This window comes from Thermogemmatispora onikobensis (assembly GCF_001748285.1).
In the GTDB taxonomy this organism is placed as follows: domain Bacteria; phylum Chloroflexota; class Ktedonobacteria; order Ktedonobacterales; family Ktedonobacteraceae; genus Thermogemmatispora; species Thermogemmatispora onikobensis.
In genome coordinates, this window is the sequence record NZ_BDGT01000033.1 from 1 (window position 1) to 12950 (window position 12950).

Here is a 12950-nt window from a genome sequence, read left to right on the forward strand (position 1 = left end):
TGAATCTGTTGCCTGCCGAGGCGGCCCGCCAGGTGCGCGATCTGCTTCACTATGACAAACAAACTGCCGGCGGCCTGATGACAACTCGCGTGCTCGGGCTGCCGCAACACTTGACGGTCGAGGAGGCACTGGCCTACCTGCGCCGCCACGCCGATCATTTGGAGACCATCTACTACCTCTACGTAGTCGATGATGAGCAGCACCTGGCGGGCGTGGTCTCCCTGCGGAGCCTGGTGACCGCCGATCCGCAGACACGCTTGCAAGACCTGCTCAATCCTGATGTGATCCACGTCCACACCGATACCGACCAGGAAGAGGTAGCTCGCCTGATCTCGCACTACGATTTGCTGGCGCTGCCAGTGCTCGATGAGGAGGGCCGCCTGGTCGGCCTGATTACGGTGGACGACGTGATCGACGTGATCCGCGAAGAGCAAGCCGAGGATCTCTCAGAGATTGCCGGCACGAGCGTCGAAGAGTTCACTGCCGAAGAGGAAACGCTCTCTTGGCGCGCCGTGCTCGGGCGCGTGACCTGGCTGGCGGTCAATGTCGCCGCTGGCCTGCTGCTGGCACTGCTCTTGCATGGCCTGTTCGGCCCAGTCTTGCGCGCCAGCGCTCGCCTGGCTCAGGACCCGGCGACCTTCGGCGGCCTCTTGCGCGCGCTCCACTCACCTACCACGCTCAGCGGCATGGTCTCGCTGCTGCCCATGCTCTTGCTCACCAGCGGTAGTGTGGGCTCACAGGCGCTCGGCGTCACCGGCTGGCAGCTGCGTTCACAGCGCGGACGCGATTTCTGGCGCGGCTTCTTCCGCGAGCTACAGCTGGGAACCGCCGGCGGCATCCTGGCGAGCGTCTGCGTGGCCATACTCAGTTGGGTCCTCTTCGGCTCGCCCTTGTTGGCGCTGGCGATGGGGTTCGGCCTGGGCCTGACGCTCCTCCTGGCCGCTATCCTGGGCCTGGTGCTGCCAACGCTCTTCTATCGCCTCCATCTGCGCGGTAGCCTGCTCAATGCCCCACTGCTGGACCCACTGATCGCGGTCCTCAGCGTCTGCGCTTTTCTGGGCATCACGCTGCCTTTGCTGACAGGCCCACTCTATACGGGCTGACTCCTGCTACAGGGATGGCGGGTCGTCGACCACGAACAGCCAGAGCGCGACCCGCCCCTGCTCGGATGGCTAACCCCTGCCTTCTTCTTTCCTCCCCCGCTCATTCTCGCTCCGCCTGACTCCTTTCCTGGCTTGACATCTCGGCAATTCCTTCTCTATACTCAATTTGTGAATACTCAAAAATAGAGTTTTCACCTCTATTTCAAGCGCGCTCATAGCTAGAGAGTAGGGAGAAGAAGGAGGCCCACCATGTCCACTGTCCCCGCGCGAACAGCCTATTTCTCAACCTTGCCGCGCCGCCAGGCCCGCTGGCGGCTCTGGCCCGGCGCCCTCATGCTGGTTCTGGCTCTGGCCCTGGGGCTGGCCGCCTGCGGCAGCAGCAGTGGAAGCACGAGCAGCACCGGTGGCGCCAGCGCCCCGGCGGTCACCCTTAATGTTTTCGCTGCAGCTTCCCTCAAGAATGCCTTTCAGGACATCGCCAACCAGTATCACAAGGCCCACTCCAACGTCAGCTTCAAGTTCAACTTTGCCGGCTCGCAGGTACTGGAGCAGCAATTAGCCAATGGTGCGCCGGCGGACGTCTTCGCCTCAGCCGATCTGGATAATATGAACAAAGCCAGCCAGGCTGGCCTGGTTAGCAATCCCCAGGTTTTCGCCAAGAATCGGCTGGTCATCATCGTGCCCTCCTCCAACCCCGCCGGTGTCAATTCGCTGCAAGACCTGGCCAAGAAGGGCCTGAAGTTCGACATCGCCGCCTCCACCGTGCCCGCAGGGAAATACTGCCGCCAGGCTTTCGATAAGATGGCCCAATCTTCGACCTACGGTCCTCAGTTCGAGAAGGCCCTGCTGAGCAACGTCATTTCCCAGGAGGACAATGTGACGGCAGTGCTGCAGAAGGTTGAGCTGGGCGAGGCCGATGCCGGCTGCGTCTACCAGACCGATGCCGCCAGCGCTCAGGGCAAAGTCAAGATCATCCCGATCCCGGACGAGTTTAACGTCATCGCTCAATACCCGATCGCGGTCGTCAAGACCTCGGCGCACGCCTCTGAGGCGCAGGGCTTTGTGGACTATGTCCTTGGGCCGCAGGGACAGGCGACCCTGGAGAAGTATCAGTTCATTCCGAAGAATGGTTGATGTGCAGCAGACGCCGGCCCCCGGCACAACCAGGCCACGAGGCCGGCGTCCCTGGCTTTCACCCGCGCAGGGCCGCGCCCTGATGGCTATCCTGGTCGGACTGCTGGCCGCCAGCTTTCTGCTCTTTCTGGGCATTCCCCTGGCGGCCCTGCTCGTGCATGAGCCGCCACAGCAGCTCTGGAGCGCCTTGACCCAGCCTGACACCTTTGCGGCCCTGCAGTTGAGCCTGATCACTACCACTGCCAGCACGGTGCTCAGCGTGCTCTTTGGTCTCCCGGTGGCCTGGGTTCTGGCACGCACACGGCTGCCAGGCCGACGGCTCTTAGAAACCCTGGTGACGATGCCAACAGTGCTACCGCCGGTGGTGGCCGGCGTGGCCTTGCTGCTGACCTTCGGTCGCTTCGGGCTGCTGGGCCGCTACCTGAGCGCCGCAGGGATCAGCCTGCCGTTTACAACAGTGGCCGTGGTCATGGCTCAGACCTTCGTATCGGCCCCGTTCTTCGTCAACAGCGCCCGCGCCGGCCTGGAGCAACTCGATCCTCGCTACGAGCAAGCGGCCTATACACTACGGGCCTCGCCCTTCTATACCTTTCGCCGCGTGGTCCTGCCCTTGATCCGCCCGGCCCTGCTGAGCGGCATGGGCCTGACCTGGGCCCGGGCCCTGGGCGAGTTTGGAGCCACCATTACCTTCGCCGGCAACTTCCCCGGAACGACGCAAACCATGCCGATCGCCATCTACATCGCAGCAGAAACCAATCTCGATGCGGCGGTAGCGCTCTCGGTACTGGTGCTGGCGGTCTCCTTCGCCTTGCTGCTGGCCCTGCGCCTGGGGCGCGAGAGCTAAAGAAAAGAGGCGCAGGCGTAGCTCTCCCCAGGCACGCAACGCACCTCAGCCTGACCTCTCAAAGAGGCTTCTCGCCCCCAGAGAGGCAAGCAAAGCAAGGACGGTCGGCGAGAGGCTGAGGAGAGAGGAGAGCGGAGAGGGAGGAGGGCGGGGGCGAGAAAAGCTGTTCCTAGTTGCGTCAGCTCTTCCCATTTGTTACAATGTAGGTGCCACTTGCAACACGCGCGGTCATGCTGTCAGTACATCCTTTACACCCGCCCGGCGACGGATCGGTTCGATCAGAAAGGTACGGAAGTAACCAGTGTCGAAAGTCTACGCAATCGCCAACCAGAAGGGCGGTGTGGGCAAAACCACCACCGCTATCAACCTTGCAACCTATCTGGCAGCCGCGGGTCGCAAAGTGCTCCTGGTTGATATGGACCCGCAGGCCAATACGACCAGCGGCATTGGCGTTGCTCCGAAGGTGCGCGAACACACCGTCTATGACCTGCTGGTCAGGCAGGACGAAGGTGTCACCATTTTTGATGTCATCGTACCGACCAAACGCCGTGAGCTAGTAGTCGCGCCCTGTACCGTTGATCTGGCCGCGGCGGAGATCGAGCTGGTTAGCGCCCTGGCCCGCGAGCAGCGCCTGCGCCAGGCGCTGGAGCCTATTCGGCGCCGCTGTGACTATATCTTGATCGATTGTCCACCCTCGCTCGGCCTGCTGACCGTCAATGCGCTGGTGGCCGCCGATGGCGTCATTATTCCGATCCAGTGCGAATATTTGGCCCTGGAGGGCCTCACCAAGTTACTGAATACGATCCAGCTCGTGAAGAATAAATTGAACCCCGACCTCTACATCGCCGGCGTCCTGCTGACGATGTACGATCCCCGCACGCGCCTGGCCGGCGAGATCGTCCGTGAGGTTCGCGGGCATTTTCCGAACGAGGTCTTTAATACGATCGTGAATCGCAATGTGCGCCTCAGCGAGGCCCCCAGCTTCGGGCAGCCGATTCTGGACTACGATCCCGATTCGCCCGGCGCCCTCGCCTATCGCGCGCTGGCAGAGGAGGTAATGGCCCGTGGTTAATAAGAAGTCTCCAATCGGGCGCGGTCTCGATGTTCTGTTCTCTGGCTCGGGCGCCTCTCCCGTTCCCGCCACGGAGGCCCCCGTCGCGCACCAACCGCTGCCGCGGGCGGAGGCCGAGGGCGCGATTCAGCTGGTTCCCATCGACAGTATTTTGCCTAACCCACGTCAGCCGCGGCGCCTCTGCCGTGACGACGACCCCGCTCTGCTGGAGCTGAGCGCCTCCATTAAAGAGCATGGTCTGCTGCAGCCGCTGATCGTGACACGCCTGGAGGAGGAGAGCGTCGCCCCCCCTGATCCCTGGGCTGGCGCTCCCGAAGATGACCCCTGGGCCGCTCCTGCTCCCGCCTCGGAGGCGCGGGCGAGCACCGCCTCCTCTCCACTTCGCTACCAGTTGATCGCCGGTGAGCGCCGCTGGAGAGCTGCACGCCTGGCCGGCCTCTCTCAGGTACCGGTGATTGTCAAGGAGGCCAGCCCCCAGCAGATGCTGGAACTGGCTTTGATCGAGAACGTCCAGCGGGCCGATCTGAACCCAATCGAGGAGGCCCTGGCTTACCAGACTCTGGCCCAGGAGTTCGGCCTGACTCATGAGCAGATCGCCGAGCGCGTCGGCAAGCAGCGCACAACTATCACCAATACGTTGCGCCTGCTGAATCTGGCCCCTACCGTCCGCGAGAGGCTACTGAACCCCGGCGAGCACTTTACGGAAGGCCACGCCCGGGCGATCGCCGGCCTCTCTAGCTACGAGGACCAGGAGGAGGCGCTCCATCAGGTGCTCTCTCGCCGCCTCACGGTGCGCGAGACGGAGGAGCTGGTGCGCGGCTGGAAAAGTCTGGAGCAGCCCACCCGTCCCACTCCCAGCCGCGCGGCCCCGGTACGCTCGCCCGACCTGGAGGAGCTGGAGTCTCAGTTTCGTAATTCGCTGATGGTGAAAGTCGATCTGCGCTGCAACGCCAGGGGGAAAGGCACGCTCGTTCTGCATTTCAATAATCAGGAGGAGCTGGAGCGACTCTACGCCCGCCTGGTCAAAAACGAAGTGGAGTAGTTTCGGGAGGCTGCGATGGCTACCTTGGAAGATCCTTTTGGAAAGGTGCGTCCGAAGTTAGTGGCGGCACGCACCGAGTTTCTGGCTGAGTTAGCTCGCTTTCAGGCCGCCGAGCTGGAGCGCCACCCCTCACCCGAGGACTGGTCAGCTCTGGAAGTGGCCTATCATCTCTACGTGGTCGACGGGCTGACCCTGCAGGAAATGCGACGTGTGCAGGAGGAGGACAATCCCGAGCTGCCAGCGCTGGAGGCAGAGGGGCCGCGAGTGACACGCGAGACGGCGCGCGACCTCTCGCTGGACGCGGTGCTGGCTGGCATGGCGGCCCGCCGCGAGGAGATCCTCCAGTTCCTGGCTGAGCTGCCTCCTGCCGCCTGGGAACGCCCCTGCCACCACCACGCCTGGGGGGCGCTGAAGTTCTACCAGCTGGTGAATGTCCTGGCTCAGCATGATCGGCAGCATGCCCACCAGTTGGTGGAGATCCGCGAGCGCCTTCGCAGTAGCGACAGCGGGACCTCGCAGGCGGCGTCGGCGAATTCTTCGCTTTCCCCCTCTTGAACGCCTCCCGCTGAGCCAGTCCGCCCTCGCTCTCGTCTTTTGTGCGAGATGAGATCAGCGGCGCCTCATTAACCTCATCAGGCCGGTTGGAGACCTCCTTCTCCACTCTGTCGGCCCCCCCTCCGTCCAGTCCTCAGCTCAGCAGTTCGGCGCCAGAGCAAGAGCAAGAAACGAAAAGAGCAGGAAGGAAACCCTACCTGCTCTTGTTTCGTTTTTTACTTCAGAACGTACAAACACATACGGAGGGAAAGACAGCTCACCGCCGACTACTACCCATCAGCCCATTTCGACCGGACCGGACCGGACGGACAGCACCTTCGGCCTCGGCCCGGCTCAGGATAGCAGAGGGAACCAGACTTTCCGTCGGTCGTGCCTGGCTCCCTGCCCGTATCTGCCTGCTCGCCGTCAGTCAGCTCTGCGGCTCTGAGACCGAGTCACGAGGCGACTCGCCCAGGAGCTTATCAAGCGTCGTGCGCTTGATCCGGTAGCCATGCCGCTTGCTCTCCTTCTCGTGATGGGGGAGCAGAATGGCCTCTAGCATGCCGTTCTTGATCCAGCGCCTCACGGTGGTGGTCTCGACGCGCAAGAGGCGGGCAACTTCGCTGACGGTTAACAATTCTTCCATGTATGGTCACTCCTTTCCAGGTACAGAGGGATAGGAAACGGAAGACGGGCTTCACGCATCGTGACCGCCTCCCTCCTGAGCCATATAATTACTGATGACGGTATGAACGTATGTATGTATCTCATTGATATGTGCCTATCATATGCGATCACGTTTTCTTTTTCAAGGGTTTGCGACAGAAATAGCCATGAAGGGGAGTCTTCGCGCTGACAGCGAAGCTAAAAGTGTCGCACAGAGTGAACATGAGCGCCTCTCAAACACATCGCATGTTCGCAACAATGCAGAGCGCTATGTTAAGGAGATGAGGGCAGGGAGCGCCGGGCGCGCCTGACGCTCCCATGAGCAAACAAGCAGGCAAGAAGATCTCTCACGGGGGAGAGGGCCAGGAGAGAGTGTCAGGAAGAAAGAGAGCCTGGGGCCCAATCCCACGCCAGCTCAGAAGCAGCCTCTCTCTTGCGGCGGCTCCAGGCTACCGGTCAGCCAGCCAACGAGGGGCGCTGGCCCGACCCACCCCCGGGGCAAAGATGGATCTCCCGCCCAAGAGAGGGGGACCCCATGTCAGGGCCTGGTCAGGGCCTGGTCAGGGCCTGGTCAGGGCCTGGTCAGGCCAGCGCTAAAGGCGCAGGGAACGTGAAAGCAGATCGGTAGGAGAAGCGGAAATGTGCCCAATCGTTGCCCCTCCCGGCGCTTGCAGCCGCCCCGATGGCTCGCTGCTGGCGCTCCCTGCCTCCACTGTTTCGAACTGGAAACCAACCAGGCTGCTGCGCATCTCTTGGATCACCGTCGTTAGCTGTTGGGCCAGCGTATTGACCTCGCTGGCGAAGGCCAGGGCGAGACGCACCACCTCAGCACTCTCTCCTCCTCCCGCTGTTCCTCCTGCACTACCAGAGGCCGCGCCGCCAACGGTGTTCAGCTTCATCCGCAGCCGGTTCATCTCTTGCCCTACAGTCAGCAGCTCTCGATCGACATCTTTCAATGAAGATGCTAGCTGCTCTTGGAGGGCGCTCAGTCCCTGCTCCAGTTGTTGGAGCAGAGGAGTAGGAATGTGCAGCTCGCGGCGAATGCCCTGAGCGTTGGCAGTCCAGCGGGAAGGTCGGGCGGCCTCCTCCTCGATCTGGCGTAGCAGAGCGCTCAGGCGCTGCAGCTGCTCGACGGTGGTGCCGTCGAGCACCCCCTGCAGACGCTCACGGCTGCGGCGCAGGCGGCCTTTCAGCTCGCTCAGCTCGCGCTCCACCCTCTCACCCAGGTTCTTGCCAGCCGCCGGGGGCGTCGTCAAGGCACCGGAGGGCGTACGGCCTCTCTCGGTCAGAGAGAGCGAGCTGCCTCCCAGGCCCGGGGTCTGGCTCTCTGGCCGCGCTGGGACCTGCAGGAGGTGCAGGTTCTGACTGAGGGCCTCGGCATGCTCTTGTTGCCGGCGTGCGATGACCTCCAGCTGCTGAATCGCCACTTGCACCCGCAGGACAAAGCGCCGGAAGCGCCCGACGGTGAAATTGAAAGCGTTGGCAAGCAGGCCAATGGGGTCATCGCTTACCGGGGCATTAATACGCAGATCGCCGGCGCTGACAACGCGCATGTCGCTGAAGAGATGCTCGGCAGCGTTGGTCAGGGCATCGCGCTGGCGCCGGGTCTCTTCCAGCAGGTTGAGCAGGGTCTCCAGCATGGCATTAAAGGCCGCCGAGACCTCTGCGATCTCGTCGCGCCCGATGACGGTGACGCGCGCCTCCAGCTGCCCGCTCTCGATGGCTCGCGTGACTTGCTGCAGGTGGCGCAGACGACGGACGAGCGTGCCTGAGATGAACCAGCCGACGAGGACGATGGCCAGTGAAGCGACGATGGCACCGATGATGCTGGTGATGAGCTGGTTGCGCTCTTCGACGGCTGCCGCCTGCTGCACGGCGGCGGCCAGGCGCTGATTGAGCTGAATGAGGGCCCGCAGAGCGCTGAGCGCGTCGGCATTGGTCGGCTCAACCTGGAAGCGTAGCAGGTTCTGGGCCTCGCTGAGATTGCCCTGGGCAATGTCCTGCAAAACCTGGTCCTGGGCGGCGCGATAGAGATGCCAGGTCCGTAGGGCGCTGGCCAGGAGGGTTTGTTGCTGCCCTTGCTGGCCGCTCTGACCGGCCTCGGCGAGCAGTCCCATCTCATCAGGATGGTTGACCAGCAGATCCTGAGCAACGTAGGTCGACAGGATGGTGTCATAGCGCGTCGCCAGTCCCGCGATGGCCTGACGCTCCTGAGTGATCGTTTCGTGGGATGGTGCCGGGGCGCTGGCGGAGGCCATGAGATTGTGTACTTCGGTGTTCATGAGCTGGAGATAGTCGGCGCCGGTGGTGAGCGAGGTGTTGATACTCAGCAGTTTCTGATAAAAGCCCGACTGTCGACTGAGGGATTGAGAGCGCAAGACACCAATCAGGCCCGCGGCGATGGCCGCGATGAGAGCGGCCAGCAGGAAGCCAAGCGTGAGACGTTTGCCAATAGAGAGATTGAGGAGCAGGTTGCCGCTGCGCCGCGAGCGCGGACGAATGCGCAGGCTGGGGCCGTCGCCGAAGGCCACTCCCGCTTGTGGTAGCGAGGAGGTCGCCAGCGAGGGGAGTTGCGCCTGGCCCTTTCTCTGGGCTGGCTGCTGCATCCTTACCCCTCCTTCCTGCGGCTGAAGGCGAAGGCGCGCTCTTGCGCTGGCCCAGTCACTACGGCCAGGGAGAGCGCACTGGCACCTTTTCCGCTGCTCCCGTTGAGGTTCATAGCCGCAATGGGAATATAACCCATCTCCTGCGCCTTCTGCTGTACTGGTGCGCTGAGCATGAAGTCAAGGAAGGCGCTCAGCAGGGGATTGTCGTCGCCCAGCGTATACATGTGTTCATAGCTCCAGAAAACATAGCGACCGGCCACAATATCGGCGAGCGTGGGCCTGGCTCCTTCGATAGCCAGAACACGCACCGCCGGGGTCAGCACAGAGAGCGCCAGGTAGCCAATGGCCCCCGGCGTGTGCGCTACGGTCTCGCGCACGGTCACGGAAGAGTCGGTCTGCAGGAGCTTGCCCTTCTCGTCGCGCCCTCCCAAAATGTATTTGCGGAAGGTGTCGCGCGTGCCGGAGGTCTGGGGACGCACAACTGGCACAATGGGCAGGTCAGGGCCGCCTACCTGGCTCCAGTTGCTGATGCGCCCCGTCGAGAAAATATCTATGATCTGTTGGCGTGTCAGCGAGGTGATGGTGACATCGGAATTGACCACCATTGCAAAAGGGATCACGCAGACAATATGATCGGTCAGGTTGGGATCGGGATAAATGGCCGGGTCCGCGTAGATATCTGAGTCGCCGATGTCTGCCTGGTGGCTGGTAACAGCGGCCAGGCCGGCCCGGCTCCCTCCTCCGTCCACCTGAATATGTACCTGGGGATGCTGGCGTTCAAAAAGGCTGGCAGCAGCACTGACCAGAGGCTGCAAGGCGGTCGACCCCGCAATGTGCAGCCTCCCACTGAGAGCACTTTGCGAGTCTGCTCCTTCCCCACACCCCGCCAGGATGATGAGTACGATGAGACCAAAACCGATCAGGGCAGCGCTGTTTCCTCTCCTTCTTTTTCTGCTTACCATTTTTATCAATTGGTATCAGTCATTGAAAAAAATCGATAATTGAAAAAGACCACCAGATCTGGCACACTCGCCTGGCGCTCTGCGCGCCCGGCGACCGCCTGGATCGGCGGGTTCGCAGGCCCGCAGAGCCTTGGGTGCCTCCTTCACATCTTATGCAAGACTTTGTTTAAGCTGCCGTTAATCGCAGGTGAAAGAAAGTTGATCGCAATGTTAAATCTCTCCACCGTCTCGCCGCAAGGAGGTCAGCTTGCTGAGAAGGGAAACGGCTGGCTGCTCCTTTGAGCAGGTGGCTGCTCAGCGGAGGGAGGGCGCTGATACACTCTCCTGGTCGCCCTGGCTCCACTGCTTGACTGCCTGGTATAATCTAACCAGGAAGACACACTTTGAGAGGAGAGCAGCCTTTTATCTTGAAAAAGAATATGGAGTCGTCTGGCGAAAGGTAAGCGAGCTATGCCCCAGCAGCGTAAAAAGCAACATTCCTCTAGCTATAGCAGTCATAGCCGGTCAGGTACGGCAACGCCCACCTTGAGAATGGCCCCTGGAGTCGGAGCGACCAGCGTGCTGCCGCCCACCGCCTCAGTTCCGATCGCTACCGCAGAGACAGCTGTCGTCTCGCCTTCTATCCGGCCAGCGGAGCAGGTGGTCTCGGAGAGGTCGGGGGAGCAGAGTGTGATCCGTGTTGTGCTGGCCGATGATCATACCTTGATGCGCGAGGGCCTGCGCCATCTGCTCGAACTAGAGCCGGATCTCAAGGTTGTCGGCGAGGCTGCCGATGGCCCGGAAGCCCTCCGTGTCATTCGCCAACTCTCTCCCGACGTGGTCCTGCTCGACATCAGCATGCCGCAGATGGACGGCCTGGCGCTGACGCGCCAGCTGGCCGAGGAGCTGCCCCAGGTCGCCATCATCATCCTGACCATGCACCGCCAGCATCCCCAGGTCCTGCGAGCCATCAAGAATGGCGCCCGCGGCTACCTCCTCAAGAGCGCTTCCTCACAGGAACTGATCCGCGCTATTCGCACAGTGCACGCTGGCGGGGCGTTGATTGAGCCGGAATTGACTGGCCCTGTGCTCGCCGAGCTACGCCGTCTCTCTCAGCAACCAGGTGCGCCAGGCGCTCCAACTCTGAATGACCTGACGGAAAAAGAAATAGAGATCATTCGCTACGTTGCGCAAGGTATGAGCAACCGCGAAATCGCCGCTCAGCTTTCCTACTCGGAGAAGACCGTCAAGAATTACCTTTCGGTCATCTTCCAGAAGCTCGGCATTCGCGACCGCACCCAGGCGGCTATCTTTGGTCTGCGTCAGGGCCTGCTGGCCGACGAGGGGCTGTGAGCCGGGAGCCGCGGCGCGCGAGGAAGCGCCATAGATCCTGCCACGCCATTCGACGCCGCGTCCTGTGAGTCTGTGCCAACAGGCCTGGGCCAGAATGCCTATGAACAGGAGGCCGCCCAGCGGATGGGCCAGGGCCTGGTACCAGGGTAAGCCGAGGGACTGATCGAGCGCACGACGATAGGTAAGGAGGGGGAGCAGTGTGAGGCAGCTAGCAAGCACAGCCTCACCTGTGCCGACCCCTTGCTGGCGCCACCAGTTTCGTCCCAGCCAGAGCAGCAGGGGTAACAGGAAAGGCCCCACTACAACAAGCGGCAGCCCCAGCAGGGCGGCCACCATAAAAGGGAGTCCTCCACTGCCGACAAAGATGGTTTTGCGCCAGCCCCGCCAGAGAGCTGACAGTCCCCGATACATCTGGACACGTACCAGCCCTCGCCCATCGCAGAGGGCCAGGCGATAGCCGTGACGCTTCAGGAGGGCGGCCAGGTCGCGATCATCAAGCGGCGAGTGGCGCAGTCTGGGATGGGCATAGCCACCGAGAGCCTCGTACACAGAACGGCGCAGCAGGATATACTGACCATTGGCTGTGGCCAGCGGACAGCACGGCTGATTGACAAGGGGTGGAGGGAACTGGAGGCTCATGCCCATGAGGGCCAGAGGGAGCGTAAGGCGGTTCCACCCATCGGCGATAATCTGCTCGGGCACCAGTGAGAGCAGATCAAGACCTCGTGCCAGGGCCTCGCCCAGGGTCAGGCGCAAGGTATGCGGCGCCCAGAAGCTGTCGGCATCGGTAAAGACGAGCCAGGTGCCGCGGGCCTGACTGGCCCCGCTGTGCAGAGCATGCGGCTTGCCCGCCCAGCCCGGGGGGAGTTCCTCGCCGAGCGAGATCAGGCGCAGACGGCCCGCCGCGGCTGGCTCCCTCGCCAGGCGTTCCAGAATGGCCCACGTCTGGTCAGTCGAGCCGTCGTCGACCACAATCACCTCGTAGTCGGCGGGGTAGTCCTGGAAGAGCAGCGAGCGCACGCAGCGCCAGATAGTGGCTTCTTCATTGCGTGCCGGCACGATGATCGAAACAACGGGCAGCCCCCGGGTCCCTGCCCCGGGCGGCTGATGCCGCAGGGGGGCGCTCCGTCGATACGGGTGGGCAATCCAGTGTAGGAAGAGGTAGAAGGCCGCCGTCGCCAGGCCGTAGCAGCGGAGCACAAGACGCGCGGTCCGACCAGGTTGCTTCGACACCAGGGCGACCCGCCTGAGCAACTTCCGGCTCATAGTCTTATTATAGCAGCTCCTGGCCGATGCTTGAAATATTGCGACCGCGTCCCCGCTGATGTACAATCACGAAGAGTGAAACATTCTTGCTTGTGACAGGCCGAGCTGGCATAGAGGCGTGTCGTCCCGCTGCGGCGGCATATGCCGACGCGACAGCGGTCTGGCGGGCGTCCCCGAGATGGGGAGACCCGAGCGGAGCGCCTGGGGCTGCACCATTCAGCACAGGCAGCAGAAGAGAGGAGAACCTCCCTGCCATCTTTTCGCCCGGCTGTGGAAAGGCTTCCCTGGCCGCCGCAGGGCCACAGGGGCTGGCATCATGACCGCATAGAAGCGGCTACTCGTGACCGTTTTTTGGGGATCATCGAACACCCTTGACCGACGCCGCTCCA

General features: G+C 62.4%; 10 protein-coding genes and 1 pseudogene. 7 read left to right on the forward strand and 4 right to left on the reverse strand.

The genetic code is table 11. From position 1 onward, the window contains the following. The 6 genes from BGC09_RS14625 to BGC09_RS14650 all read left to right on the forward strand — a co-directional run. Positions 1-1103 (forward strand): magnesium transporter (locus tag BGC09_RS14625; protein ID WP_069804730.1); only part of this gene is annotated, 1103 nt, incomplete at its 5' end. Between the two features lie 249 nt (positions 1104-1352). Then, a complete protein-coding gene (gene modA / locus BGC09_RS14630; RefSeq protein WP_218104059.1) occupies positions 1353-2237 on the forward strand; it encodes a molybdate ABC transporter substrate-binding protein in 885 nt (294 codons plus the stop codon). Continuing rightward, positions 2230-3081 carry an ABC transporter permease gene (locus tag BGC09_RS14635; protein WP_069804731.1) on the forward strand — a complete coding sequence of 284 codons (852 nt, stop codon included), beginning with the start codon at positions 2230-2232 and terminating at the stop codon, positions 3079-3081. The genes modA and BGC09_RS14635 overlap by 8 nt, the downstream gene beginning before the upstream one ends. Positions 3082-3382: 301 nt before the next feature. After that, complete coding sequence (locus BGC09_RS14640; protein WP_052890922.1) at positions 3383-4153, forward strand: ParA family protein; 771 nt, start codon at positions 3383-3385, stop codon at positions 4151-4153. Beyond that, entirely contained in the window at positions 4146-5195 is a 1050-nt protein-coding gene (locus BGC09_RS14645; protein ID WP_069804732.1) for a ParB/RepB/Spo0J family partition protein, read from the forward strand. Before BGC09_RS14640 ends, BGC09_RS14645 begins: the two co-directional genes overlap by 8 nt. A gap of 15 nt (positions 5196-5210) precedes the next feature. Beyond that, positions 5211-5750, forward strand: a complete 540-nt coding sequence (locus tag BGC09_RS14650; RefSeq protein WP_069804733.1) for a DinB family protein — start codon at positions 5211-5213, stop codon at positions 5748-5750. A gap of 409 nt (positions 5751-6159) precedes the next feature. Here the strand turns inward: BGC09_RS14650 and BGC09_RS14655 are convergent, their stop codons facing one another. The 3 genes from BGC09_RS14655 to BGC09_RS14665 form a co-directional block, all read right to left on the reverse strand. Beyond that, positions 6160-6375, reverse strand: coding sequence for a helix-turn-helix domain-containing protein (locus BGC09_RS14655; RefSeq protein ID WP_069804734.1), 216 nt, complete (start codon positions 6373-6375; stop codon positions 6160-6162). Between the two features lie 613 nt (positions 6376-6988). Further along, entirely contained in the window at positions 6989-9001 is a 2013-nt protein-coding gene (locus tag BGC09_RS14660; RefSeq protein ID WP_069804735.1) for a HAMP domain-containing protein, read from the reverse strand. 2 nt (positions 9002-9003) lie between these two features. Beyond that, the gene (locus BGC09_RS14665; RefSeq protein WP_084658922.1) at positions 9004-9963 is read right to left on the reverse strand and encodes a phosphate ABC transporter substrate-binding protein; all 960 of its coding nucleotides are present in this window, start codon (positions 9961-9963) and stop codon (positions 9004-9006) included. A 669-nt stretch (positions 9964-10632) separates the two neighbouring features. Here BGC09_RS14665 and BGC09_RS22260 point away from each other — a divergent pair. Continuing rightward, on the forward strand, positions 10633-11295 hold the full coding sequence (locus BGC09_RS22260; protein ID WP_084658940.1) for a response regulator transcription factor: 663 nt from the start codon (positions 10633-10635) through the stop codon (positions 11293-11295). A 33-nt stretch (positions 11296-11328) separates the two neighbouring features. Here the strand turns inward: BGC09_RS22260 and BGC09_RS23290 are convergent. Next, positions 11329-12561 (reverse strand): annotated as a pseudogene (locus BGC09_RS23290) (glycosyltransferase); the annotation flags it as partial. Positions 12562-12950 lie beyond the last annotated feature (389 nt).

Coding starts and splice junctions, on each gene's coding strand:
- modA (WP_218104059.1), top strand. CDS start 1,353: ATGTCCACTGTCCCCGCGCGAACAGCCTATTTCTCAACCTTGCCGCGC.
- BGC09_RS14635 (WP_069804731.1), top strand. CDS start 2,230: ATGGTTGATGTGCAGCAGACGCCGGCCCCCGGCACAACCAGGCCACGA.
- BGC09_RS14650 (WP_069804733.1), top strand. CDS start 5,211: ATGGCTACCTTGGAAGATCCTTTTGGAAAGGTGCGTCCGAAGTTAGTG.
- BGC09_RS14655 (WP_069804734.1), bottom strand. CDS start 6,375: ATGGAAGAATTGTTAACCGTCAGCGAAGTTGCCCGCCTCTTGCGCGTC.
- BGC09_RS14660 (WP_069804735.1), bottom strand. CDS start 9,001: ATGCAGCAGCCAGCCCAGAGAAAGGGCCAGGCGCAACTCCCCTCGCTG.
- BGC09_RS14665 (WP_084658922.1), bottom strand. CDS start 9,963: ATGGTAAGCAGAAAAAGAAGGAGAGGAAACAGCGCTGCCCTGATCGGT.